We start from the raw sequence: 24,540 nt of genomic DNA on the forward strand, positions 1-24,540 counted from the left end.
CCAGTCGACCTTTGGCAAGCTGCTGAGCAGCGCCCGCGCGCCGATGTAATCGCTGACTTGGCCGGCGGTGACGAACAGGTTGAGCGGCCGCCCTTGGCTATCGCAGATGGCATGCAGTTTGGTGTTCATCCCACCCTTGGTCCGACCGATCAGGCGACCACGCCCCCCTTTTTCGCGGCCATGCTGGTCGCGGTAGGATGTGCTTTCAGATAAGTCGCGTCGATCATCACGGTCTTTTCCTCGCCGTGTTCGGCAGCCAGGCCAACCACCATCCGAGCGAAGATACCTTTCTCACTCCAACGCTTCCACCGGCTATAAAGCGTCTTGTGCGGTCCGTATTCTTTGGGAGCGTCTCGCCAGCGCAACCCATTGCGATTGATGAAGATAATCCCACTCAACACCCGTCTGTCATCGACGCGAGGTTTGCCGTGGGACTTCGGGAAGAAAGGGGTAAGTTTGGCCATCTGCTCGTCGGCCAGCCAGTAAAGGTTGCTCATGTCACTGCTCCATTTTCCGAGCCGTGAATCACGCAGCGCGTTGAAAATCAATGCATCCTGACCCTAAGGCATCTGTGTGATCTACAATACCCAAAAGCGACGTAATCGGTTGAGCAGGTTTGCGCGCCTGAATCTTTGCCAAACGTACGCGAATATCCTCGTACTTGTCAAACGCAGCCCGAGCCGAATTCATAGCTATGCCATCTCCGGGCAGCGATCCAGCCACGTGTACCCCCGTTCAATCAAGCGGCGCTGAACACGACCGGGATAGTCCGTGACGATGGAATCGATCTGCAGATCGATCATTTGATCAATGGCTTCTGGTTCGTTAACGGTCCAAACCGCGACGCAAAGATCAAGTTCACGCGCACGCGCCATGTCGGTGGCGGTAATATCCGAGTAGCGCGGGCACCAAAACTGGCCACCCGCTTGGTATACCAAATCGGGTAAGCTTACCACCTCACTGCTCAGATCCGGGCCAACCGACTTGGAAGAGTCCTCACCGATCTCGTCTTTGTTTGTGGGTAGCTCAGAAAGGTAGGAAGTCGGGATATCAGGCGCTTGATTGCGACACTCACTCAATAGGTTCCAGTCAAAACTGTGCAAGATTATTTTTTCTTCTAGATGCGCGGTGCGAATGTCGGCAACGACTGCGGCAACCAAATCCCTGCGCCACTCGAAATCATTCAGAATTTCAGGGTCCGACTTGATTTCCAGCATCAAATGAACATCGCGATGTTCAGGCTGGTTAACTAGATCAAACAGTTCGCTCAGCCGCGGTATACCTATGCCGTACAGAAATGCCTGATCTGGGAAGCGTTTACCATAGTCGCTTTGTCCATCCAATCCTCCTACATCGAACCTCGAAAGCTCTGTCATGGAAAGAGAGGAAATCTTACGCTCTTCTCCGCGCAGCCACTGTCCGTTCGGATCACGAACCATGGCATTGCTAAGTCGGTGATTGTGCGTGACGACAGGAACCCTGTCCCCGCTCATCGCAACATCGAACTCCAATAGCTTGACACCGCAGGAAAGTGCGAACTCAAATCCCGCCAAGGTGTTTTCCGGCAGAATTCCACGTGCCCCACGATGACCGATGATGCGGATGGTTCGGGTATCGCCCGAAAATGCCTTGATCTGAGGAAATCTCATCCGAGTCACATTCGTTTCTCGGTTGCAGGGTCAAACAGATGCACCAAATCCGGATCGATCGAAAACCGCCGAGTTTTCCCTTGATTGATGGTTGTATGTCCCGGAACGGACGCAATCAGTTCTTGATCTGAGTTTTGCAGGCGCCCGTGCAAAAGGGTGTTGGCTCCTAGTTGCTCCAGGAGATCAATTTCCAGTGCGATAGGCCCACCTTCATTCGGGATCAGATGTTCAGGGCGCAGGCCAACGATTGTTTCGCCAGTGAACTGTGTGCCCAACGGAATCGCCGCGTTATTCGGTAAGATAGCCTGACCTTCATCAACCTTGACCTTTACGAAGTTCATGGCAGGACTTCCAATGAAGCCGGCGACAAATATCGATTCCGGTTTGTCATATAGTTCGATTGGTGTTCCGAACTGTTCCACATAACCGCCATTCAACACCATGAGCCGATCTCCCAAGGTCATGGCTTCGACCTGATCGTGAGTCACGTAGATCGAGGTAACACCTAGCCGTTGTTGCAGCTTTCGGATTTCCAAACGCATCTGTACTCGCAACTTGGCATCCAGATTGGAAAGCGGTTCGTCAAACAGGAAAACCTGCGGATCTCTGACGATCGCCCGACCCATGGCGACACGTTGGCGCTGTCCGCCGGACAACTGACGCGGCTTCCGGTCAAGGTACTGTCGGATCTCAAGAATGTCCGCAACGTCTTCGACCCGACGGGCAATTTCGTCTTTCGGCAGTTTGCGGATCTTAAGGCCGTAGGAGATGTTATCTCGCACGGACATATGCGGATACAGGGCATAGTTCTGGAAAACCATTGCAATGTCGCGTTGCGCGGGTTCCAGATCATTCACGCGTTGATCTCCGATGCGGATTTCGCCTGATGTCACGGTCTCCAGTCCGGCAATCATTCGCAAAAGGGTGGACTTACCACAGCCCGAAGGGCCGACGATGACGATAAATTCGCCATCAGCAATCTTTCCTTCGATGTGGTGCAACACTTCGGTCTGCCCATAGGATTTGACGAGGTCTTTTAGGTGGATTTCAGCCATTGTGGGCACCCTACTTATCTGTTTCCGTCAAGCCCTGAACAAAGAGCCTTTGCATCGCGATAACGACGATAATCGGTGGGATCATCGCCAACAGCGCGGTCATCATGATGATGTTCCAAAGCGGCGTTTGTTCGGCGGCTTCAAGCATCTGCTTTATCGACATCACGATTGTGGTCATCGATGTGTCGGTTGTAATCAGCAGCGGCCACAGATACTGGTTCCAGCCGAAAATGAAGAGAATTACGAACAAAGCCGCAATATTCGTCCGCGACATCGGCAGTAGAATGTCCCAAAAGAAACGCATCGGGCCTGCACCGTCGACGCGTGCACTTTCCAGCAATTCGTCGGGTACCGTCAGAAACACCTGCCGGAACATGAATGTAGCCGTTGCCGACGCGATCAACGGGATCGACAACCCCCAGTAACTGTTCAGCATTCCAAGATTGGCGACAACTTCGAAAGTAGGAAGAATCCGTACTTCGACCGGCAGCATCAAGGTGATGAAGATTAGCCAGAAACTCAGCATGCGGAACGGGAACTTGAAATACACGATGGCAAAGGCCGATAGTAGTGAGATTGCGATTTTGCCGATCGCTATCATCAGGGCCATTGCCAGGCTGTTAAGCAACATCAGCCATACAGGGGCTATTTCGGTTCCTCGCAGACCTGCCCCGAACAACGTTTGTTTGAGGTTTTCCCATAGGTAACTCCCCGGCAGTAGAGGTAGAGGGGCTTGGCTCATGCGCAATTCGCTGTGAGTTGCCGCAACAAAGGTGATCCATACAGGTAGCGCAATGGCGACGACGCCCAGGATCAGAACGATGTGGGTGACCAGATTTGTGATAGGCCGGTTCTCGATCATCAGTATTCCACCTTTCGCTCGACATAGCGGAACTGGATCACAGTCATGGCGATGACAAGAACCATCAGGATGACCGACTGCGCCGCCGACCCCCCAAGATCGAGGCCTACGAAACCATCATTGAATACCTTGTAGACAAGAATTGTGGTTGACGTTCCGGGGCCTCCTTGTGTGACTGCATGGATAATCCCGAAGGTTTCAAAAAAGGCATAGACCATGTTGATCACCAGCAAGAAAAAAGTCGTGGGTGAAATCAGTGGGAAAATAATTGTCCAGAAACGGCGCGATGGGCCAGCGCCGTCGATTGCTGCAGCTTCGATAACACTGTTCGGGATCGACTGCATCGCCGCAAGATAGAACAGAAAGTTATAGGCAACCTGTTTCCACGCGGCGGCTAAAATAACAAGAAACATGGCTTGTCCGCCGCTCAGGTAATGGTTCCATTCGATTCCGACGAATTCAAGGAGGTATGGTAAGATACCCAACGTGGGATTGAACATAAAAACCCAAAGCGCGCCCGCCAGAACCGGAGCAACGGCATAGGGCCAGATCAGCATCGTACGATAGAACAAGGCGCCGCGCAGCACCCGCTGGGCAAATCCTGCCAAGAACAACGCAAAGATCATCGAAAGCGCCGCGACGGCCAACGAGAAGTATGCGGTCCGCCAGAACGTCGCAATGTAACTTTTGTCTGACCAGAGCAGTTCATAATTTTCCAGCCAAACGAATTCAGTTCCGAGACCAAACGCGTCTTCGATGAGAAACGATTGATAGACTGCCTGGCTGGCGGGCCAAATGAAAAACACCAAGGTGATGACAAGCTGCGGCGCCACAAGGAGATAGGGCAGCGGCGACGTCGGGAAATGCACGCGCTTCAGCATGGCGGACTCCAGATGGCGTCAGACCCCGCAGGGCATTACCCTGCGGGATCAACAAGTTGTATAGTATCAGTTTGCCGTGCGTTCGAATTTGCGCAGCAGATCGTTGCCGCGTTCCACAGCCGCATCAAGCGCCTCGGCGGCGGATTTGTTGCCAGCCCAGACTTCCTCCATCTCTTCGTTGATCACGTCGCGGACCTGAACGAAGTTGCCAAAGCGCAAACCTCGGCTGTTCGGAGTTGGCGTGTTTAGGCTGAGCTGCTTGATTGCGGTATCTGTGCCAGGATTCGCATCATAGAAACCCTGTTCTTTGGACAAAACATAAGCGGCGGTGGTGATCGGAACATATCCGGTCTCCTGATGCCACCACGCCTGCACTTCGGGCGAGGACAGGTATGTCAGGAACTTGGCGACGCCGGGATATTCGGCTTCGTCCCGCCCACTCAGAACCCACAAGGTTGCGCCACCGATGATCGAGTTTTGCGGCGCGTCGGAAACCGACGTGTCCAGCGGCAACATTGTCTGGCCAAATTCGAACTCAGCTTGTGATTTGATCGAGCCGTAATAGGCTGACGAGTTCATCCACATTCCGCATTCGCCATTTGTGAACATTGGCAAGCTGTCGCCGCGACGCCCGCCATACACGAACAAGTTGCCGTCGGACATGGACGCGATGTCGTCCAGACGCGCCGCGACTTTTTCGTTGTTGAAGGTGAATTCGGTGTCAAACCCGGCAAAGCCGTTTTCCTTTGTGCCGATCGGCATATTGTGCCATGCCGAGAAGTTTTCGATCATAACCCAGGATTGCCATCCAAAGGAAAGCCCGCATTTCATGCCGTTGTCGACCAGCTTCTGAGCCGTCTCCTTGACTTCGTCCCAAGTGGCGGGAACCGAAGCACCGGCTGCATCCAGCGCATCCTTGTTGTACCAAAGGACAGGCGTGGAGCTGTTGAACGGCATTGAAAGCAGTTCGCCCTCAGGAGTTTGATAATAGGACACCACCGCCGGCAGATAGTCGCCGCCATCAAACGGTTCACCGGTATCGTTCATCAGTTGTTCCACGGGATAAATGGCGCCCTTTGCGGCCATCATGGTGGCAGTGCCAACTTCGAACACCTGAACGATTGCCGGGTGCTCCTTGGCGCGGAAGGCCGCAATCGCAGCGGTCATGGTTTCAGTATAGTTTCCCTTATATACAGGGACGATCTTGTAATCACTTTGCGTCGCGTTGAAGTCCTCTGCAATCTTGTTGACCCGCTCTCCGTTTGTGCCGCCCATGGCGTGCCACCACTGAACTTCGGTCTGAGCCAGCGCGGTCGTTGCCATCGCCGCTGCTATGGAAGACGCTACAAAAATGGATTTGACAGACATTGTTACCTCCCGATGCGTATGTATGACACAGCATTTGAGCAACTAAACCAATAATGCAAGCAAAAGTTTTTTGACAAATAATATAACAAAATATTATCCACAAAGCATCGATACCTGGCACAGGTGGACGGATGAAATTCAAACTCAGGCAACTCGAAGCCTTTCAAGCAGTGGCGCAGACCGGATCGATGACCCGAGCTGCACAAGTGCTGGAAGTATCGCAACCTGCGGTAAGTCGACTATTGTCGGATTTTTCAAAAACCGTGGCTGTAGATCTGTTCGTTCGCGAAGGCGGGCAATTGGTCCCAACCAGTGAAGCGAGGTACCTGTTATCCGAGGTTGGACGCATCTTTGACAGTTTGCGCCATTTGGAAGATCTCAACCGAGACCTGTCGGAGCGCACCGCTGGTCACTTGAGAATTGCGTGTCTGCCGGGGTTTGCCACCAGTCATCTGCCTGCTGTTCTTGCCGACTTCTTGAAAGAAAGACCCGGTGTAACGGTAACGCTGGAACCAGATCGGCCAGAGCGCATCCTTGAGTGGATTGTCGGAGAGCAATACGATTGCGGTATCACTGACGGATTTACTGGACACCCCACTGTTGAAAGCGAAGACATAAAAATTCGAACAGTTTGTGTCGTCCCTGAGTGGCATCCTCTAGCCGAAAGAGAAATCATCAACCCGATCGATCTGCAAGCCGAGAAAATCATCCACACTCGTCGGGACAGTAACTTTTTTGGCCATCTGTCGACGGCCTTTGCAGATTATGGAGTGCTGGTCAATTCGTGGATTGAAGTTCGACAATTCACCACCGCCTGTATGTTTGTCAGTCAAGGGCAGGGGGTTTCTGTTGTATCGTCTCTGGACGCCGAACCATTTCGCGGAAAAGGATTGGAAATACGGGAGTTCGAACCCAACGTTCCACATCGGCTTTCGATCCTAAAGCCAATTGCGGGAAGCAGGTCATTGCTGGCTTTGGATTTTTTGGATGCTTTTGTAGAAAGCCTTTCACCGTTCCGGTGTGCTGACGAGTATAGTGCGCGAACCCGCACAAGCGGGCGCTCAGGAAAGCCAGCGGGGAAATAGTGTCAGTGGTGGCCCCAATGGCTTTGCGCCAAAAGTGCGGCTTCGGTGCGATTCCGGACATGCAGCTTTTGTAAGATTGCAGTCATATAGTGCTTAACAGTTTTTTCTTGCAGATCGAGGGCCAACCCGACTTCCTTATTGCTTTTTCCCTGCGAGACCAGCCGCAAGATGTCTTCTTCCCGTTTCGACAATGTACCAATGGGGTTGGCCCGTTCAACTGGTTGGCGCGGACGGTTCATCCGAGTCAGAACCTTGGCGGCCAGGGAGGGTGCAACATAGCTGCGGCCCGCTACCAAATCTGTCAAGACCCGGATCAACTCACGCGAGCCAACTCCTTTGAGCACATAGCCTGAAGCACCGGCAGAAAGTGCCGCCAGAATAGAGTCATCATCTTCGGAAACTGTGAGCATGGCAACCAACGCCTTGTGTTCACCCTTGGCTATTTGGGTCAGAGCCCATTGCCCCCCGTCCGGCATGGACAGATCAAGCAAGACCAGGTCGGGCTTCAGACTGGAAGTCAATTCTACGGCTTCCTTTCCGGTCGTCGCTTGCCCGACGACTTCGAAATCCTTGCTTTCGTCCAAGGTGCGGGCAACGCCTTCGCGAAACAGCGGGTGATCATCGGCCAATACGACGCGGGTTTTGATCATCTGTGATCTCCTGTTTCAAACATCATGCAAATCTCGCCGCCGCCTTCCTGTCGGTTTGATGTGCGGAAAGTGCCGCCAAGGCTTTCAACGCGGTCGCGCAATCCGCTTAAGCCAAGGCCGAGACTGGGACCATCCGGTCCGAACCCTGTGCCGCGATCCCTCACGGCAAGTGACAACGACTGCTTGTCGCATTTCATTTGGACTTCCAAGCCGGTTCCGCCACCATGGCGCGAAGCATTATTCAGGCCTTCCTGGACAAAGCGATATATACAGATCCTTTCCGCTGGAGATGCATGGAAACTTTCACATTCACATAGAACAGAAACGTCGTGTTCCGAACGGTTCTCATGAGCGCTGACAGCTTTTGCGACAACGTCACAAAGCTGGATATCAGCGATATTGGGCAAAGACAGGCCCTGCGATATGAAACGTACTTCTTCCATGGCCTGTTTCAAGGCCTCGTTGACACCATCAAGTTCGGAACGAGCAGCATCATCGGTTTGCTTTTCGCGCAAATCGTCAAGGCGCAGAGCCGCGAAAGCCAGATATTGCGCCGGACCATCATGCAAATCGGCTCCGATCTGAAGTAGCGCGTGCTCTGTACTGGCCGCCGATCTGGCCGCCGCTTCTTGAACCCGTCGACGCAGATCGAGATTGCGTGCGGACAAAGCTCGTAAATCCCGGAACTGCGAATTCAATCCTGCGCGTTGGCGCTCTATCGTGCGGCTGCCGCGGCGCACGATCAGGTATAACGCAGCTCCGATAGCCGATATGACACCAACCACAGTTGCCCAAGCGGTTTGGCGCGCGGCGACGAGATCGTTACGTAGCTGCGGGTTAGCCTCATAAATCTCCGCCACAGCGATAACTTCGCCGGTCCATACCTCATGGATCGGGGAATAGACCTCCAACAAAGGTAGGCCAAGCGCACTTTCGTTTTCAGCCTCTTCGTCACCAACTTCCTCGAATTCACCGCTCACTTGGCCTTGCCAAGCTGCTTTCAAGGGCGGGGTGACTTCAAACACTCGGTTGATCAGACTGCGGTCTGATGCTTCGACAACGCGCCCGCCTTTTTTCCAGATTTTGTAGGATACGATGCGCTCACCAAGCGGTGTGTTATTGAAAATTTCATCCAGAGCGCGCTGAGCGTTTTCAGACAGCTCATCGCTGTCGGCAAGCTGTTGCGAGATCGGAGAGACAAAGCTCTCCATATAAAGCGCGGTTGCGTTTGCGGTATTGCGGACGACGCTTTCTTCGATCCGGCGAGTGACTATTGCTCCGACGATAAGGGCTGCGAAGACCAACACCACGCCTCCAGTAAGACCAAATTGAGTGGCCAAAGACATATTCTGCCATAGCGAGGCATATCGCCGAATGATTGTCATATACCCATAATCCTCAACACGTCCGACAAGAAAAGGGACTTTGGTCGGAATGTGCGACCGACTGTGGCCATCGATCAGGCGTCCGGTTTTGATCCAGGTTATTCTTGTGATTCCTGATCATAAGGCCCTGCGAGATCTTGAGGCCGGGTAACAATCGTCTCCGTTGTGATTGTTTTTTGTTATTTTCGTTCCAATAACGCGGAGTCTCGGTCGCTTCCATTGCTCTGTGAAAAATCCCGTACGAATGAGGTTGATATTGGATACAATATACTAAAAACATCATACAGTTTCCCCGTCAGCGAATGTGACCGGGAAGTTGCCTGAATTCTGATGTGCTGAAGCGATCAGAAATAATAACAAGGGAGTAAACAATGAAATCCAAGATTTTAGCGGCAACTGCCGCAATAGGACTGATGGCGGGACCAGCTCTTGCGGGCGGAACGCTTGTCTATTGCTCAGAAGGTTCACCGGAAGGGTTCGACCCGGCGTTGTTCACGGCGGGCACCACGTTCGACGCCTCATCACACCCCATCTATAACCGCTTGATGGAGTTCGAAACCGGAACCACCAACGTAATTCCGGGACTGGCTGAAAGCGTCGAAGCCAGCGATGACGGTCTTGAATACACATTCACGCTGCGAAAGGGCGTCAAATTCCATTCGAATGACGAATTCACACCCACTCGCGACTTCAATGCCGATGACGTGATTTTCACGTTCGAACGTCAACGGCTTGAAGACCATCCGTTCAACAAAGTGAACGGCGGGACATGGGAATACTTCAACGGTATGGGAATGCCGGATTTGGTGAAATCGGTCGAAAAACTCGACGATCACACTGTTAAGTTCACACTGAATACGCCCGAAGCACCGTTCGTGGCCAATATGGCAATGGACTTTGCCTCCATCCTGTCTGCGGAATATGCGCAGGCAATGATGGATGCGGGTACACCAGAAAAGATCAACACCAACCCGATCGGCACCGGCCCGTTCGAAATGGTGGCGTATCAGAAAGACGCTGTCATTCGCTATCAGGCAAACGCCGACTATTGGAACGGAAAAGCCGATATCGACCAATTGATCTTTGCTATTACTCCCGATGCTTCGGTGCGCTACCAAAAGCTGAAAGCGGGCGAATGCCACGTCATGCCTTATCCAAACCCGGCTGATATTCAGGCGATGAAGGATGACCCCGCCATCAATGTGATGGAGCAGGAAGGCTTGAACGTCGGTTATCTGGCGTACAACACGACCATGGCACCCTTCGACAATCCCAAGGTCCGCAAGGCGCTGAACATGGCCATCGACAAAAATGCGATCATCGATGTCGTGTTCCAGGGTTCGGGCCAGGCAGCCAAGAACCCAATCCCCCCGACAATGTGGAGCTACAACGAAGCAATTGTCGATGATGCTTATGATCCAGAAGCTGCAAAGGCAGCTCTGGAAGCCGAAGGCGTTTCGGATCTGAGCATGAAAATCTGGGCAATGCCGGTGCAGCGTCCCTACAACCCAAATGCACGCCGCATGGCCGAACTTATCCAGGCAGACTTCGCCAAAGTCGGTGTGGATGTGGAAATTGTGTCCTACGAATGGGGCGAATACCTGTCGCGCTCGAAGGAGCTGAACCGTGACGGTGCTGTTTTGCTCGGTTGGACCGGTGACAATGGGGATCCGGACAATTTCCTGGCAGTATTGTTGGGCTGTGACGGTGTTGAAGCTTCGAACCGAGCGCAGTGGTGCCATGAGCCGTTCGACAACGTCATCAAGCAGGCCAAGCAGTCCACGGACGTAGCCGAGAGGACCAAGCTTTATGAAGAGGCCCAGGTCATCTTCAAAGAGCAAGCGCCGTGGGCCACTATTGCGCATTCGGTCGTGTTCATGCCGATGGTAAACAACGTGAAGGGCTACAAGGTTCATCCGCTTGGTGGACACATCTTCTATGGCGTGAGCGTCGAATAACCATCTGAACCTGAACCGGGGCTGCAAATGCGGCCCCGGTTCTTTTTGTCTGCGGAGACATAGCCAATGACTGATCGCCTTGCCGATTATCGTCAGGTTGCTCGCGATCTTTCGGTCGATGCGGTGGCCTTGGTGCCCGGGCCGAATTTCACGCGTGCACTTGGCCATAGTTTCATGAGCCATGAACGCCCATTCCTTGTCATCATCCCTGTACAAGGTAAACCTGCGGCCATTGTTCCTAATCTCGAACTGGACAGCTGGGATCTTGTGGGGTTCGAAGGCGACGTTTTTGATTGGAAAGATCAGACGGGGTATTCTGATGCTTTTGCGGCTCTTGCAACGCAGCGACCAATCCAAAGGGTGGCCGTCGAAGGTCAAGTGATGCGCGTTTTCGTACATCATGCGTTGATGCAAGCCTATGAAGAACTGCAGATCATTGATGGGGAGCGTGAAATTTCAGGCTTGCGGATGATCAAGTCCGCCGAAGATATTGCTGCTCTCGAAACTGCAATCGCAATTTCGGAGCGGGCTTTGTTTCGTGTTCTGGAGAATGTGCAGATCGGGCAGACGGAGAAACAAGTTGAAGCCGCATTAATACACGCTCTTTTCGCAGAGGGGGCGGATGATATGGCTTTTTCACCTATTGTAGCGGCAGGAGAAAATACGGCCCTCCCGCATGCGCACGCTCGAGAAGATTACAAGATCAAAGCAGGTGATGCTTTGTTGTTCGATTTCGGTGCGAGGAAACATGGTTTTGCCGCCGACATAACTCGGACCGTATTCGTGAAGGAAGCCTCAGATGAGGCGCGAGATGTCTATAACACCGTCCTTGCCGCAAACATGAAGGGTCTCGAAGTGACCTGCGCCGGTGTGACCGCACATCAGATTGACGATGCGGTTACAGGCGTTTTGGAGGCATCGCCTTATGCAGATCGCATTCGCACCAAAACCGGTCATGGGCTGGGGCGGGATGTTCACGAGGCACCCTATGTCATGCGCGGCAATCACACGGTTCTTCCCGCTGGAACTGTGTATACGAATGAGCCCGGCCTCTATGCAGTAGGCAAATTCGGTGTCAGGATCGAAGACGATGTTCTGGTAACCGCAGACGGCTATCGCAGCCTTACAACCTTTCCAAAAGACCTCATGGTCGTGGGACGCTGATGCTACGCTATCTATTTGCAAGATTGGGAACGTTCATTCCGACTTTCATCGGAGTGACGCTGATTTCCTTCATGTTCATCCGGATTCTGCCTGGTGATCCCATTATTGTCATGGCCGGAGAACGCGGCATGACCGAAGAACGCTATCAGGAGATGGTGGAAAAACTCGGTTTCGACAAACCGGTCTGGCAACAATACACCGATTATCTATTTGGCGTGATGCAGGGCGATCTGGGCGAAAGCTTCGTTACCAAGAAACCGGTTTGGGATGAGTTCTTTTCGCTGTTTCCGGCAACTCTGGAACTATCGATCTGTGCCATGATTTTTGCGGTCGCACTTGGTCTTCCCGCAGGAGTAATTGCCGCTGTGAACCGGGGTAAATTGTTCGACAGGCTGCTGATGTCATCGGCTTTGGTCGGCTACTCGATGCCGATCTTCTGGTGGGCACTGCTGTTGATTATCGTATTTTCGGGCAATCTGGGTTGGACGCCGGTTTCAGGCCGCATCGATTTGATATATTGGTTCGACAACGTAACTGGCCTGATGCTAGTTGACAGCTTGCTTTCGGGGCAGGAGGGCGCATTCAAGTCTGCCGTTCGTCACCTGATCTTGCCGACAATCGTTCTGGGGACAATTCCACTTGCGGTTATTGCGCGCCAGACCCGTTCGGCGATGCTTGAGGTGTTGGGCGAAGATTATATACGCACCGCCCGCGCAAAAGGTCTCAGCCCATCACGTATCAATGGTCTCCATGCGCTGCGCAACGCACTGATCCCGGTCATCACGGTGATCGGCCTTTCGGTCGGAACGCTATTGGCCGGCGCCATTTTGACCGAAACAATCTTTAGCTGGCCGGGTATCGGCAAGTGGATGGTCGACAGTATTTCACGCCGCGACTATCCCGTGGTGCAGGGCGGATTGTTGTTGATCGCAGTGATCGTAATGATCGTAAATCTAATCGTTGATGTGCTGTACGGTGTGATCAACCCCAAGATTAGGAAGCGGTAATGGCGATTCAGACAATTCAGTCACCGACTACCAGCCCGGAACGCCCAAATGCCGTGCGCGAGTTCTGGTACTATTTCCGCGAAAATCGCGGGGCAGTCATCGGTCTTTGGTTTTTTACCGCCTTTGTTTTGTGTGCGGCTCTGGCGCCATGGCTTGCGCCTTACGATCCGACGGAACAGTTTCGCGAACACATCTTGCAACCTCCCGTCTGGGCTGAAGGCGGAAGCTGGGAGTTTGTTCTGGGCACTGACCCGCTAGGGCGAGATATCCTCTCGCGCCTTATCGCCGGGTCGCGCTACTCGTTTTTTGTCGGCATCGTGGTTGTAACCATAGCAGCTTCGGGCGGAATCATTGTTGGTTTGCTCTCGGGCTTTGCGCCCAAATTCGTTGACACATTGATCATGCGGATCATGGATATCATCCTAGCCTTCCCGTCGCTGTTGCTGGCCCTGGTTCTGGTTGCGATCCTTGGTCCGTCGCTAACGAACGCCATGATTGCTATCGCGATCGTTTTGCTTCCGCATTATGTGCGCTTGACCCGCGCGCAAGCCATGTCAGAGCGGCAAAAAGACTATGTGACATCCGCGCAAGTAGCGGGCGCTGGTTTACCGCGTCTGATGTTCATAACCGTGCTGCCCAACTGCTTGGCTCCAATCATAGTACAGGCGGCGCTTTCGTTCTCGACTGCGATTCTAGACGCTGCGGCTCTGGGATTTCTTGGGATGGGTGCGCAGCCACCTACACCGGAATGGGGAACGATGCTGGCTGAGGCACGTGAATTCATTCTACGCGCATGGTGGGTCGTAACATTCCCCGGCCTTGCCATTCTCGTGACCGTACTCGCCATCAATCTTATGGGTGACGGCCTTCGCGATGCACTTGACCCGAAACTGAAGCGGAGCTGATGACATGAGCCTGTTGCGCATCCGCAATCTATCCGTCGATTTTGCCACTTCTTCGGGCCAGTTCCGGGCGGTGGACGGTGTTGACCTGACGCTCGACAAGGGAGAAATTCTGGCTATCGTCGGCGAAAGCGGTTCGGGCAAATCGGTTTCGATGCTTGCTCTGATGGGGCTTCTGCCCTGGACCGCAACGATCACCGCCGACGAAATGTCTTTTGAAGGTCTTGATTTGCGCGGGCTTTCTGCCCGAAACCGTCGCAAGATTATCGGTAAAGATCTGGCTATGATTTTTCAGGAGCCGATGTCATCACTGAACCCCTGCTTTACCGTGGGTTTCCAGATCAAAGAGGCATTGCGAATTCATTTGGGTCTGGACCGCAAGGCCTGCAAGCAACGCGCGATCGAGTTGTTCGACCAGGTTGGAATTCCGGCACCTGAAAGTCGGCTGAACGTGTTTCCGCATCAGATGTCGGGCGGCATGAACCAACGCGTGATGATCGCCATGGCGATCGCCTGTCGCCCCAAGCTGCTGATTGCAGACGAGCCGACAACTGCGCTTGATGTAACAATTCAAGCGCAAATACTTGACCTTCTGGTGTCGCTTCGGGAGGAGACAGGCATGGGGTTGGTTCTGATCACTCATGACATGGGTGTAGTTGCCGAAACGGCGGAGAGGGTGCAGGTTCAATATGCTGGGCAGAAGGTTGAGGAGCAGCCAGTCCGCGACCTGTTTCGCCACCCATATCACCCCTATACTGCGGCGCTTCTGGCAGCGCTTCCAGAGCGGGCAACTTCAAAGCTCTTGCCCTCGATCCCCGGCGTGGTGCCCGGTCAGTTTGACCGGCCAAAGGGATGTCTTTTTGCACCCCGCTGCCGCTATGCCGACGAAAAATGCAACACTGTACCGCCTAGCCCAGATCGAGCTGAATTCGGTCAAGCCCTGTGTCACTATGCTCTAACTGGCCAGAAGGAGACAGCCTGATGACCGCGCCAATCGTCAAAGCAGAAGGGCTTGCACGGTTCTATGAAGTCAAGGAGGGCTTTTTCGCGAAGGCCAAGATAGTCCGGGCACTGGCCGGAGTTGATTTCGAACTCGAGGCAGGTAAGACACTGGCTGTTGTGGGTGAATCCGGTTGCGGAAAGTCCACTCTGGCTCGACTTGTCACCATGATCGAGGAGCCTTCCTCGGGCCGCCTGGCTATCGACGGGAAGGAAGTGACCCCTGCCGTTTGGTCAGGGTTGCGCGAAACCGTTCAGATAGTGTTTCAGAACCCCTACGGTTCGCTCAACCCGCGCCAGAGAATCGGAACTATCCTGATGGAGCCGCTGGTTATCAATCGCCCCGACATTTCCGCTCGGGATCGAGAGGCGAAGGCACGGGAGATGATGGATCTGGTCGGGCTGCGCCCAGAACATTTCGACCGCTTTCCGCATATGTTTTCCGGTGGGCAGCGACAGCGCATCGCCATTGCTCGCGCATTGATGCTGGATCCACGCATTCTGGTACTGGATGAACCTGTCTCGGCTTTGGATGTATCGATTCAGAGCCAAATCCTAAACCTTCTGGTGGAATTGCAAGAACGACTTAATTTGGCTTATCTGTTCATCTCGCATGATCTGTCGGTGGTAAAACATTTCGCCGACGATGTGATCGTCATGTATTTGGGCCGTGCCGTCGAGAAAGCCAGCAAAGAGAATCTGTTTGCCGCACCCAGGCATCCTTATTCCAAGGCGCTTCTTTCAACCACCCCGCGTGCGGATCCGGAGGCAAAGAAAGACCGGATCAAGTTGGAGGGTGAATTGCCGTCCCCAATGAATGTTCCTCCCGGTTGTGCATTTGCACCGCGCTGTTGGAAGGCGACTGATGAGTGCCGCGCCCAAGCACCGCAGATGGAGGGCAATGCGCATCAAGTGGCCTGTTTCCATCCATTGTAAAAGCAATGGTCAGCTTTTGGTGAAGTTCCTGAGCTGCTGAGCCAGAGAATGCTTGGCGCCGAGTATATGCGCGGCCGTCAACTCACCCGCCGCCTTCGAGTCGCCACGTTGACAGGCATCCAGGATTGCCTGATGTTCGCGCGCCGCTCTCGAAAACCCATCGCTAAGTACCATCTGCGCCCTGAGAAAACGATCGATTCTGTCCATCGAGTTACTGATAACGCTCAAGTGGTAGGGCAGGCCGCTCGGTTCATATAAAGTCGCGTGAAAGCGCCTGTTTAGGTCACCATATTCCATCGCATCTGTTGTCTGGTTTGAAAGGGTTAGAAAAGACTGTGCTTCTTCCAAGATATTTTCTGACATGTTTGGAACGGCTTTGCGAATGATTTCGGGTTCCAGCAATGCTCGAAAGTCGAAAATCTCGCCTGCCTCATCCAGCGACATTCCTGCCACGACCGCGCCACGATAACGTTCGGTTTTGACCAGACCTTGTTGTTCCAGCATGGTCAACGCCTCGCGCACTGGTATACGGCTGGTGTTGAACAACTTGGCAATTTCATCCTGCCGCAACGGCTCGCCATCTTTCAAGGCGCCTTCAATGATCGCTTTGCGTATGGCATTGCACACGATTGTCGCCGTTGATGCAGTCTTGCCGATGTCAATCGCTGGAATCTTTGCCATTGTTCATTTCTTCAGGACCTACGGTTTGTCGCCCGATGCACGTTTCGGAAGCAGCTACAGGAAGCTGCTTCAAGATGCATATAATATTTTCGCAATACTTTCGGCAAATTTTGTGTGCCGGTGCCGCCTCAGAGACGCGGCATCTTAAGTTAACGTCCTTGCTAGACTCATGGTGCGATCTGTTTATGGTCGTTGGGAAACTCGACCGGCGCATTGCGAGGAGACAAGAAATGGATGCTAAACCCGCCACCATCAAACTCGACAAACCTGGTCGTGGTCGTATTTACGATTCGATTCTTGAAACGATCGGCAACACACCTTTGGTGCGACTCGGCCGTTTGGCCGAGGAAGCCGGCTGTCGAGCCAATGTGTTGGTCAAGTTGGAATGTTTCAATCCGATTTCCAGCGTCAAAGACCGCATCGCTGTCGCTATGCTTGAGGAGATGGAACAAGACGGCACCATAAGGCCCGGTAGTGTTATTGTTGAGCCAACATCGGGTAACACCGGTATCGGGCTCGCCTTTGCTTGCGCCGCAAAAGGGTATCGTTGCATCCTGATAATGCCCGACAGTTTTTCGATCGAGCGTCGTAAGCTCATGAAGTTCTTCGGCGCGGAACTGGTGTTGACCCCTCGTGAAAAAGGGATCAACGGCGCTATAGAGAAGGCCAATGAGATCATTGCCGAAACCGAAGGCGCAGTCATGCCATGGCAATTCGGCAATCCAGCCAATCCAGCCATACATCGCCGCACAACCGCTGAAGAGATTTGGGCGGATACTGGTGGTAAAGTGGACGTGGTAGTCATGGGCGTCGGAACTGGCGGCACGTTGACTGGCGTCGGACAAGTCCTCAAAGAACGCAAACCTGAAATAAGGATCATGGCGGTCGAGCCCGAGCTCAGCCAGGTTTTGTCAGGAGGAACACACTCACCTCACATGATTCAGGGTATCGGAGCAGGATTCGTACCCGATATTCTCGATATGGCATTGATCGATGAAGTCCTTTTGGCCAGCAATGACGATGCAATGAATACCGCCCGACGTGCTGCCCGGCTTGAAGGAATTCCGGCAGGTATATCGTCGGGAGCTGCTCTAGCTTGTGCTCTGCGAGTTGCAACAAGGGATGACATGGTGGGTAAAACTTTGGTCACCGTGCTCCCAAGCGCGTCGGAGCGCTATATATCAACGGCCTTGTTTGAAGGTTTGGGAGACGACTAATCTCGAAAACTTTGACCGGCCTTGGCCCCCCCTTTTCTATTCCACTCTGCGCCGAACTGAGTACCACGCACCCGCAAAGGTCATCGTAAGCGAGCTAAATGGGGTCAGCATGCATCTGCTTTGCGGATTGGGCCTGCTCTCAACCAGAATGTGGTAGTTTGCAGGGGCATTTCTCCGCGATTTAAACGATCATCCGAGGCCCTTCCATTTTCTTCACTTATTGTGGTGTCATTTTGGCGGTGTAGTTGGTTGTTACCGGATCCAAACACTTGCGGAACTTCCGCTAAACTGTCCTGAGCCGACTGCGGCAATACCCTCCGCCCTCTCTTCGAGCAGGATAGGAACTTTAGGGTCCTTGACGGTCGAACGCCTGCTCCAAGGTGATCATCATTATACCACATAGATGAGCGGCACGGTCGCTGGTTTCAGATTCTGGTTCGGGATACCGCATTGAATTTGCACGGTGAACTTCCCTATGAGTTACGTGACCAGGGTGTTTCGTATGGGTGCCGACAAATACTATTGGAGTTTGATTTAAAAATAGGTAAGCTGGTACCAAAATACAATTATAACAGGAGGTGCCATTCCAATGTCGCAGGATCTCAACATCGGGACATCAACCCGCAGGTCAATAAAAGTGGATCAAGCCCGAACCGTAGACTTCATGGGAGAAGACTGTCGAGTCTATGCGACACCCTCTCTGGTGCGCGATATCGAGGATATCTGTCGGGATCTGATCGTCGAGCATGTGCCTGCGGGGCAAGATTCCGTCGGTACCGTTGTCTCGATTGCTCATACCTCACCCACGTTGCTGGGTATGGAGGCGACGATCACCGTCACCGTCACCGAAATTGATGGGCGAAGAGTTGTCTTTGACATCAGCGCGGCGGACTCAATCGACAGCATATGTAAAGGCCGCCATGAACGCTTCATCGTAGACGTAAACATGACCCGGGAAAAGCTCCGCCGGAAAACTGCCGCTCTTACGGAGAGTTGAGGAATTCGAGCCATGAGTATTTCATCGAGATCGGTGACCGAAAGCGTTCCATCTTATTGCTATCAGTGTGTTGCCGGGCCAGACCTGATGAAAGTTGACGTCATGGACGGCGTACCAGTCCAAGTTCGGCCGAACGGAGAGGCGGCTTTGGTACACCCTGCCCAAGGCAAGGTCTGCGTAAAGGCCTTTGGATTGATCCAGAAGACCAACAACCCCAATCGAATTCGGACCCCGATGATCCGCACCAATCCTAGAAAGGGCAGGGATCAAGACCCAGGTTTTCTGCCGGCTACTTGGGAAGAGGCGCTGAAACTGATCTGCGGCAAGCTTAACGAAGCCCGGGAAAAGGGCCTCAAGGATGAAAGCGGTTTCCCCCGAGTGGCAGCCAGTTTTGGCGGAGGCGGAACCTCCACTGTCTACATGGGCACCTTCCCGGCATTTCTAAAGGCGTGGGGACCCATCGACATGAGCTTTGGCAGTGGACAAGGCGTCAAATGTTATCATTCTGAGCACTTGTACGGTGAGTTCTGGCACAGGGCGTTCACAGTGTCCCCGGATACGCCGTTGGTCGAGATGATCATTTCTTTTGGTGCCAATGTCGAGGCCTCAGGCGGGGTCTGCGGCGTCCGCCGTCATGCGGATGCCCGGGACCGCGGCGTCAAACGAGTTCAGGTCGAACCGCATCTTTCAGTTACTGGCGCTTGCTCCGCAGAATGGTTGCCAATTCGCCCAAAAACGGATCCGGCCTTTATGTTCGCGCTACTGCACGTGTTACTACACGAGGTTGAGCGGCATCAGTTGGATGTACCTTTCCTGAAAGAACGCACCTCCTCACCCTATCTGGTGGCGCCAAACGGATTTTATCTCCGAGACCCAGAAACTCAAAAGCCCCTAATTTGGGATGTCAGATCGAAGCGCGCAGTTGTGTTTGATACTCAGGATACTGATCCGGCGTTGGACGGAGAATTTGTGATCTCCGGCCTGGAAATCGGACCGGATGACAAAAAGTGGTTGCATGACGATGTGACCTGCAAGACTGCCTTTTCCCATCTCGCCGATCATATCAAACCCTACAGCCCAGAATGGGCAGCTGAAATTTGCGATGTGTCAGCTGCGACGATCCGCAAAACAGCGTTGGATTATCTTGCGCACGCCCATGTAGGTGAAACGATCGAGATCGATGGGCGAATGATGCCGTTCCGGCCTGTTGCGATCTCGTTAGGCAAAACCGTTAGCAACGGATGGGGCGGATATGAATGCGCCTGGGCCCGTACGTTGATGGCAGTTCTGATTGGTGGTCTGGAAGTGCCTGGCGGCACCTTGGGAACCACGGTTCGGTTGAACCGCCCGGCGGACAACAGATGGTCCAGCGTCGTTCCCGGTCCGGACGGGTTCATGAATTACCCGATGAATCCGACCCGCAAAGGTGAGTTCCTTGAAAACTCAGGATCACGCCATGCGCACAGTACGCTTATTCCGCTGGCCGCGAATTCTCCATGGTCACAGGCGCTCGGGCCGACGCATTTGGCATGGATGGCGCAAATGCAGGGATTCGAGCATCTACCGACGCCAACACTCCCGGATGTGTGGTTTGTTTATCGGACCAACCCGGTCATTTCCTTTTGGGACACCGCCGCTATCGGCGATGTGATCGCGAAATTCCCGTTTACCGTCTGTTTTGCTTACACAAATGACGAAACCAACCACATGGCCGATGTGTTATTGCCGGAATGCACCGACCTTGAAGGATTGCAGTTGATACGGATCGGGGGCTCGAAATACGTTGAGCAGTTTTGGGAGCATCAGGGCTTTGCGCTTCGCAGTCCGGCATCGAAACCAATGGGAGAGGCGCGGGATTTTACGTGGATTGCAACTCAACTGGCAAAAGGCACGGGACTGCTTGAAGAATACAACAGTGCCATCAACAAGGGCGCCGCCGGGGTTCGGTTGTTCGGTCAGAACTATGACTTTTCGCTGGATTCCACTGACGAACATTCTGTTGAGGACATTTGGGACAAGGCCTGTCGCGCTGCCAGTGCAGAGCTTACGGACGGGGCTGAAAGTCAAGGCTTGGACTACTATCGCAAGCATGGTTTCCGCACCGTACCTTTCGCCAAGGAGCGCTGGTACCTTTATCCTGCGATGGTGGAGAAGGGCCTGAGGTTCGAACTGCCCTATCAGGAGCGCTTGTTACGCATTGGACAAGAACTGAGCACCAGATTGCACGAAATGGGCATTACCTGGTGGGACCGGCAACTGAAAGAATACGAAGCGTTGCCTCATTTCCAAGACCTCCAGAACATATGGGAGCGGGCGATCGAGGCGCAATACAGTGTCAAAATCGGTGATTATCCGTTCTGGCTGCTTTCGACGCGGTCAATGCAGTATTCCTGGGGCGGAAATGTCGGCATCCAGATGATCCACGAGGTCGCATCCAATGTAGCGGGCCACGGCGGTGTGGTCATGAACCCGCAGGCAGCCGCAAGATTGGGACTGTCCGAGGGCGACCGGGTCGAAGTGTACTCGCCGGTGGGCAGTACGAATGGCGCGGTAATACTGCGCAATGGAATTCGTCCCGACACGCTGCTCATGATAGGTCAGTTCGATCATTGGAAAACGCCTTTTGCAAAAGATCTGAAAACACCCAGCATGAACGGCTTGGTTCCGATGTCGCTGGATCTGACAGATGCGACTGGTTCGGGTGCCGATCTTGTTCGGGTGGCGGTCAAAAAAGTGGAGAATGATGTCGCGAGGGCGGGAAGATGACAACCTGGACCATAGTCGCTGACCTCAATCGCTGTGTCGGCTGTCAGACCTGCACATCGGCTTGCAAGCACGAAAACGCAACCGCGCCGGGTGTACAATGGCGCAAGGTTCTGGATTTCGAAACCGGCGAATATCCGGAGGTCCACAGGGCATTTCTGCCAGTTGGGTGCATGCACTGCAAAAACCCGTCTTGTCTGGACGCCTGTCCATCGACAGCAACGCGAAAGCGTGAAGATGGCATAGTTACGATTGACTATGATCTGTGTATCGGCTGTGCGTTTTGCGCGGTGGCCTGCCCGTATCAGGCCCGTTTCCGTGTTGACAAGCCGACCTCGGCTTATGGTGGAAAACCGATGCGACACGAAACCAAGCGCGAGGACCTGTCTCGGCTGGGTGTATCGCAGAAATGCACGTTTTGCGTCGACCGCATTGATGCTGGGCTCGCCGCTGGATTGGTTCCTGGTGTAGATATGGAAGCGACGCCCGCATGTGTGGCGTCCTGTATCTCTGGTGCATTGCAAATGGGCGATCTGGACGAGCCGGAAAGCAATGTCTCGATGCTTCTGCGCACCAATCGGCATTTCCGGATGCACGAATACCTCGGGAACGGCCCCAATATATACTACCTGTACGATGGCGACATCAGCGAGGTCTGCTTGCCGGATGACGTGTCGATGGTGGCAGAACCAGTAGGGCTGGCTTCGGTGTCTCCGAAGTTGCAGACATACTGGGACTGGCGCGCGGCCGTAAATTTCATATGCGGTGGAGCCGGAACCGGACTGTTTGCTGCAGCAATGGTTGCGGGGTTGTTTGGATCGCTGCTTTGGCCCGCAATCATTGCCGCAATGCTCATGGTTGCGATCGGTCTGCTGTCCATATGGTTCGAGATTGGTCGACCGTGGCGGTTCTTGAACGTGTTTCTTAATGCCCGGACAAGCTGGATGACCCGCGAGGCGATGGCAGCGGTGCCATTCTTTGGATTTGGTGGGCTGTCATGGCTCTTGGGTTCGCCGGCTCTTGGGGTATTGGCGGCCATAAGTGGGCTTTTCTTTCTCTATTGCCAGGCCCGCATCCTGCGCGCCGCGAAAGGAATTCCAGCTTGGCGTCACCCTGCCGTCGAACCACTGATCCTGGCGTCCGGGTTGGCTGAAGGTATCGGAGTTTTCACGGTTCTGCTACTTGCCTTCGAGACAACACCGGAAGTTCACAGCGGCGTTGCAATAGCGCTTCTGATGCTGGTCGGAACACGCTTTGCCGCTTGGCGCCGGTATCGGGCCAAACTTGGTAGAAGTGGAGCCCCGGTCGGAGCGTTCAAGGCCCTCGACGAGGTGGGGGCTGGGCTGTCTGCCCTTCCGCAGGCTCTGTTCGCGGGGCTGGCGCTTTTGTCTGTTGCTGTCCCTTTGGCGCAAGGACCGGTGCTCGCTTTGGCAGGTCTCGGCGCAGCCGCAACCGGTTGGGCCTTCAAATTTGCCCTCATTACTAGGGCGGCATTCACCCAAGGTTACGCGATCAACAAGATGCCGGCACGAGGTGCGGGCAAGAGCAGCCCCGGCATCCAACCGGGTTGGCAAAAAGCCTGATCCGGAAGGCCGGAGCAGGTCGTGGTTCAGGGAGGAACGTCAACATGTTGACACTAAACCAAAATGACCCGGGCTTCATGTTCAACCGACCGGCAGAGACATTGTCGCGTGGTAGAATTTCCGAAATGCAATTGGAACGCCTGCGTTGGACGCTGGAGCGCGCATTTACTACTGTGCCCCACTACCGCGAGACATTCGACAAGGCCGGCGTCACACCCGCAGATCTCAAGAAGCTAAAAGACATCCGGAATTTTCCATTTACGGTGAAAACCGATCTGCGGAACAACTACCCGTTCAAATTGTTTTCCATGCCCTTGGAAAAGATGGCGCGCATTCATGCGTCCTCTGGTACCACGGGTCAGCCAACCGTAGTGGGATATTCCTCCGGAGACCTGAACCGTTGGTCGGACTTGATGGCGCGTTCAATGGCGGCGGCGGGCATTCGTCCGGGTGATCTGGTGCATAACGCATATGGTTATGGCCTTTTCACGGGCGGCTTGGGCGCTCACTATGGCGCTGAACGGTTGGGGTGTGTGGTCGTACCGGTGTCGGGTGGCGGTACGGAACGGCAAGTAACATTGCTCCGAGACTTTGGCGCGCGCGTCCTGTGTTCGACACCTTCCTATGCGCTGAATATTGCTGAAGTTGCCGAGAAAATGGGGGTCGATGTCGCCACCCTACCTATTCAACGCGGATTGTTTGGCGCTGAACCCTGGACCAACGAATTGCGCGCGGAACTGGATATGCGCCTGGGCATCAAGGCGGTCGATATCTACGGTCTGTCAGAGATCATGGGGCCGGGTGTCGCCTGTGAGTGCGATATTGAGCGCAATGGCCTTCACGGATGGGAGGATCACTTCCTGTTCGAGATTATCGACCCTGAAACAGAAGAGCCGTTGCCATTGGGAGAAACCGGTGAATTGGTGATCACGACCTTGACCAAGGAAGCGATGCCGGTGATCCGTTACCGTACCCGTGACATCACCCGGCTAAGCGACGAACCCTGTGCTTGTGGGCGGACGCATGTACGAATTTTGCGGGTGGATGGCCGAAATGACGACATGATGATCATACGGGGCGTAAACGTCTATCCATCACAGGTGGAGGCTGTGCTTTTGGGCTTTGATGGTCTAGCGCCACATTATCAGATCAAGTTGTACAAGGATGGTCCGCTTGACGCGATGAAACTTGAAGTTGAAGTATCACCCGCTTTTTCGCAAGACCCACAATCCAGGGAACGGAAATCAGCGGAGGTCCGGCATCACATTAAATCGACCATCGGCGTAAGTTGCGACGTAACCGTGATGAAGCCGGGAGAAATCCCAAGATCAGAAGGCAAGGCTGTACGAGTTCTGGATATGCGCTGAACACTACTCGATGGTTTACGTTAACAACAAA

General features: G+C 53.8%; 20 protein-coding genes and 1 pseudogene. 12 read left to right on the forward strand and 9 right to left on the reverse strand.

The annotated features are described in order from the left end of the window. The 6 genes and pseudogenes from AC2FLX_RS16495 to ugpB form a co-directional block, all read right to left on the reverse strand. Positions 1–497: pseudogene (locus AC2FLX_RS16495) on the reverse strand (IS5 family transposase); the annotation flags it as partial. Positions 498–692: 195 nt separating this feature from the next. Next, a complete protein-coding gene (locus AC2FLX_RS16500; RefSeq protein WP_496811307.1) occupies positions 693–1,649 on the reverse strand; it encodes a glycerophosphodiester phosphodiesterase family protein in 957 nt (318 codons plus the stop codon). Between the two features lie 5 nt (positions 1,650–1,654). Then, positions 1,655–2,704, reverse strand: a complete 1,050-nt coding sequence (locus AC2FLX_RS16505; RefSeq protein ID WP_496811308.1) for a sn-glycerol-3-phosphate import ATP-binding protein UgpC — start codon at positions 2,702–2,704, stop codon at positions 1,655–1,657. Positions 2,705–2,714: 10 nt separating this feature from the next. Continuing rightward, entirely contained in the window at positions 2,715–3,566 is an 852-nt protein-coding gene (gene ugpE / locus AC2FLX_RS16510; RefSeq protein WP_496747769.1) for a sn-glycerol-3-phosphate ABC transporter permease UgpE, read from the reverse strand. Further along, positions 3,566–4,447 carry a sn-glycerol-3-phosphate ABC transporter permease UgpA gene (ugpA, locus tag AC2FLX_RS16515; RefSeq protein WP_496747772.1) on the reverse strand — a complete coding sequence of 294 codons (882 nt, stop codon included), beginning with the start codon at positions 4,445–4,447 and terminating at the stop codon, positions 3,566–3,568. Before ugpA ends, ugpE begins: the two co-directional genes overlap by 1 nt. A gap of 66 nt (positions 4,448–4,513) precedes the next feature. Further along, complete coding sequence (gene ugpB / locus AC2FLX_RS16520; RefSeq protein WP_480751942.1) at positions 4,514–5,815, reverse strand: sn-glycerol-3-phosphate ABC transporter substrate-binding protein UgpB; 1,302 nt, start codon at positions 5,813–5,815, stop codon at positions 4,514–4,516. A 131-nt stretch (positions 5,816–5,946) separates the two neighbouring features. On the opposite strand from ugpB, the gene AC2FLX_RS16525 reads away from it, so the two are divergent. Continuing rightward, entirely contained in the window at positions 5,947–6,900 is a 954-nt protein-coding gene (locus tag AC2FLX_RS16525) for a LysR substrate-binding domain-containing protein (protein WP_496811309.1), read from the forward strand. Between the two features lie 2 nt (positions 6,901–6,902). Here the strand turns inward: AC2FLX_RS16525 and AC2FLX_RS16530 are convergent, their stop codons facing one another. Both AC2FLX_RS16530 and AC2FLX_RS16535 read right to left on the reverse strand, forming a co-directional pair. Continuing rightward, entirely contained in the window at positions 6,903–7,529 is a 627-nt protein-coding gene (locus AC2FLX_RS16530) for a response regulator (RefSeq protein ID WP_496811310.1), read from the reverse strand. A gap of 17 nt (positions 7,530–7,546) precedes the next feature. Then, entirely contained in the window at positions 7,547–8,761 is a 1,215-nt protein-coding gene (locus AC2FLX_RS16535) for a sensor histidine kinase (RefSeq protein ID WP_496811311.1), read from the reverse strand. Between the two features lie 545 nt (positions 8,762–9,306). On the opposite strand from AC2FLX_RS16535, the gene AC2FLX_RS16540 reads away from it, so the two are divergent. The 6 genes from AC2FLX_RS16540 (at position 9,307) to AC2FLX_RS16565 (ending at position 15,901) form a co-directional block, all read left to right on the forward strand. Continuing rightward, complete coding sequence (locus AC2FLX_RS16540; RefSeq protein WP_480751947.1) at positions 9,307–10,893, forward strand: ABC transporter substrate-binding protein; 1,587 nt, start codon at positions 9,307–9,309, stop codon at positions 10,891–10,893. A 66-nt stretch (positions 10,894–10,959) separates the two neighbouring features. Next, positions 10,960–12,057, forward strand: a complete 1,098-nt coding sequence (locus AC2FLX_RS16545; RefSeq protein ID WP_496811312.1) for a M24 family metallopeptidase — start codon at positions 10,960–10,962, stop codon at positions 12,055–12,057. After that, positions 12,057–13,064, forward strand: coding sequence for an ABC transporter permease subunit (locus tag AC2FLX_RS16550; protein WP_496807187.1), 1,008 nt, complete (start codon positions 12,057–12,059; stop codon positions 13,062–13,064). The genes AC2FLX_RS16545 and AC2FLX_RS16550 overlap by 1 nt, the downstream gene beginning before the upstream one ends. Beyond that, a complete protein-coding gene (locus AC2FLX_RS16555) occupies positions 13,064–13,969 on the forward strand; it encodes an ABC transporter permease subunit (RefSeq protein ID WP_480751951.1) in 906 nt (301 codons plus the stop codon). The genes AC2FLX_RS16550 and AC2FLX_RS16555 overlap by 1 nt, the downstream gene beginning before the upstream one ends. Positions 13,970–13,973: 4 nt before the next feature. Then, positions 13,974–14,948, forward strand: a complete 975-nt coding sequence (locus tag AC2FLX_RS16560) for an ABC transporter ATP-binding protein (protein WP_480751953.1) — start codon at positions 13,974–13,976, stop codon at positions 14,946–14,948. After that, positions 14,948–15,901, forward strand: coding sequence for a dipeptide ABC transporter ATP-binding protein (locus AC2FLX_RS16565; protein ID WP_480751955.1), 954 nt, complete (start codon positions 14,948–14,950; stop codon positions 15,899–15,901). The genes AC2FLX_RS16560 and AC2FLX_RS16565 overlap by 1 nt, the downstream gene beginning before the upstream one ends. 9 nt (positions 15,902–15,910) lie before the next feature. On the opposite strand, the gene AC2FLX_RS16570 is transcribed toward AC2FLX_RS16565, so the two are convergent. Then, positions 15,911–16,582 carry a GntR family transcriptional regulator gene (locus AC2FLX_RS16570; RefSeq protein ID WP_496811313.1) on the reverse strand — a complete coding sequence of 224 codons (672 nt, stop codon included), beginning with the start codon at positions 16,580–16,582 and terminating at the stop codon, positions 15,911–15,913. Between the two features lie 230 nt (positions 16,583–16,812). On the opposite strand from AC2FLX_RS16570, the gene cysK reads away from it, so the two are divergent. The 5 genes from cysK to AC2FLX_RS16595 all read left to right on the forward strand — a co-directional run bounded on the left by cysK (position 16,813) and on the right by AC2FLX_RS16595 (position 24,509). Next, entirely contained in the window at positions 16,813–17,799 is a 987-nt protein-coding gene (gene cysK, locus AC2FLX_RS16575) for a cysteine synthase A (protein ID WP_496811314.1), read from the forward strand. A 589-nt stretch (positions 17,800–18,388) separates the two neighbouring features. Beyond that, positions 18,389–18,796 carry a thioesterase family protein gene (locus AC2FLX_RS16580; protein WP_496747652.1) on the forward strand — a complete coding sequence of 136 codons (408 nt, stop codon included), beginning with the start codon at positions 18,389–18,391 and terminating at the stop codon, positions 18,794–18,796. A gap of 12 nt (positions 18,797–18,808) precedes the next feature. Continuing rightward, positions 18,809–21,562 (forward strand): molybdopterin-dependent oxidoreductase, encoded by a 2,754-nt coding sequence (locus AC2FLX_RS16585; RefSeq protein ID WP_496875477.1) that lies wholly within the window; start codon positions 18,809–18,811, stop codon positions 21,560–21,562. Then, a complete protein-coding gene (locus AC2FLX_RS16590) occupies positions 21,559–23,142 on the forward strand; it encodes a DmsC/YnfH family molybdoenzyme membrane anchor subunit (RefSeq protein ID WP_496811192.1) in 1,584 nt (527 codons plus the stop codon). The genes AC2FLX_RS16585 and AC2FLX_RS16590 overlap by 4 nt, the downstream gene beginning before the upstream one ends. A gap of 44 nt (positions 23,143–23,186) precedes the next feature. Next, positions 23,187–24,509, forward strand: a complete 1,323-nt coding sequence (locus tag AC2FLX_RS16595) for a phenylacetate--CoA ligase family protein (RefSeq protein WP_496811193.1) — start codon at positions 23,187–23,189, stop codon at positions 24,507–24,509. The last annotated feature ends 31 nt before the right edge of the window (positions 24,510–24,540 follow it).

It is taken from the genome of Ruegeria sp. YKSF57, assembly GCF_059612585.1.

What these genes read in the sequence shown, in the direction of transcription:
- AC2FLX_RS16500 (WP_496811307.1), bottom strand. Translation starts at nt 1,649, where the DNA reads ATGAGATTTCCTCAGATCAAGGCATTTTCGGGCGATACCCGAACCATC.
- AC2FLX_RS16505 (WP_496811308.1), bottom strand. Translation starts at nt 2,704, where the DNA reads ATGGCTGAAATCCACCTAAAAGACCTCGTCAAATCCTATGGGCAGACC.
- ugpE (WP_496747769.1), bottom strand. Translation starts at nt 3,566, where the DNA reads ATGATCGAGAACCGGCCTATCACAAATCTGGTCACCCACATCGTTCTG.
- ugpA (WP_496747772.1), bottom strand. Translation starts at nt 4,447, where the DNA reads ATGCTGAAGCGCGTGCATTTCCCGACGTCGCCGCTGCCCTATCTCCTT.
- ugpB (WP_480751942.1), bottom strand. Translation starts at nt 5,815, where the DNA reads ATGTCTGTCAAATCCATTTTTGTAGCGTCTTCCATAGCAGCGGCGATG.
- AC2FLX_RS16525 (WP_496811309.1), top strand. Translation starts at nt 5,947, where the DNA reads ATGAAATTCAAACTCAGGCAACTCGAAGCCTTTCAAGCAGTGGCGCAG.
- AC2FLX_RS16535 (WP_496811311.1), bottom strand. Translation starts at nt 8,761, where the DNA reads ATGGAGAGCTTTGTCTCTCCGATCTCGCAACAGCTTGCCGACAGCGAT.
- AC2FLX_RS16540 (WP_480751947.1), top strand. Translation starts at nt 9,307, where the DNA reads ATGAAATCCAAGATTTTAGCGGCAACTGCCGCAATAGGACTGATGGCG.
- AC2FLX_RS16545 (WP_496811312.1), top strand. Translation starts at nt 10,960, where the DNA reads ATGACTGATCGCCTTGCCGATTATCGTCAGGTTGCTCGCGATCTTTCG.
- AC2FLX_RS16550 (WP_496807187.1), top strand. Translation starts at nt 12,057, where the DNA reads ATGCTACGCTATCTATTTGCAAGATTGGGAACGTTCATTCCGACTTTC.
- AC2FLX_RS16555 (WP_480751951.1), top strand. Translation starts at nt 13,064, where the DNA reads ATGGCGATTCAGACAATTCAGTCACCGACTACCAGCCCGGAACGCCCA.
- AC2FLX_RS16560 (WP_480751953.1), top strand. Translation starts at nt 13,974, where the DNA reads ATGAGCCTGTTGCGCATCCGCAATCTATCCGTCGATTTTGCCACTTCT.
- AC2FLX_RS16565 (WP_480751955.1), top strand. Translation starts at nt 14,948, where the DNA reads ATGACCGCGCCAATCGTCAAAGCAGAAGGGCTTGCACGGTTCTATGAA.
- AC2FLX_RS16570 (WP_496811313.1), bottom strand. Translation starts at nt 16,582, where the DNA reads ATGGCAAAGATTCCAGCGATTGACATCGGCAAGACTGCATCAACGGCG.
- cysK (WP_496811314.1), top strand. Translation starts at nt 16,813, where the DNA reads ATGGATGCTAAACCCGCCACCATCAAACTCGACAAACCTGGTCGTGGT.
- AC2FLX_RS16580 (WP_496747652.1), top strand. Translation starts at nt 18,389, where the DNA reads ATGTCGCAGGATCTCAACATCGGGACATCAACCCGCAGGTCAATAAAA.
- AC2FLX_RS16585 (WP_496875477.1), top strand. Translation starts at nt 18,809, where the DNA reads ATGAGTATTTCATCGAGATCGGTGACCGAAAGCGTTCCATCTTATTGC.
- AC2FLX_RS16590 (WP_496811192.1), top strand. Translation starts at nt 21,559, where the DNA reads ATGACAACCTGGACCATAGTCGCTGACCTCAATCGCTGTGTCGGCTGT.
- AC2FLX_RS16595 (WP_496811193.1), top strand. Translation starts at nt 23,187, where the DNA reads ATGTTGACACTAAACCAAAATGACCCGGGCTTCATGTTCAACCGACCG.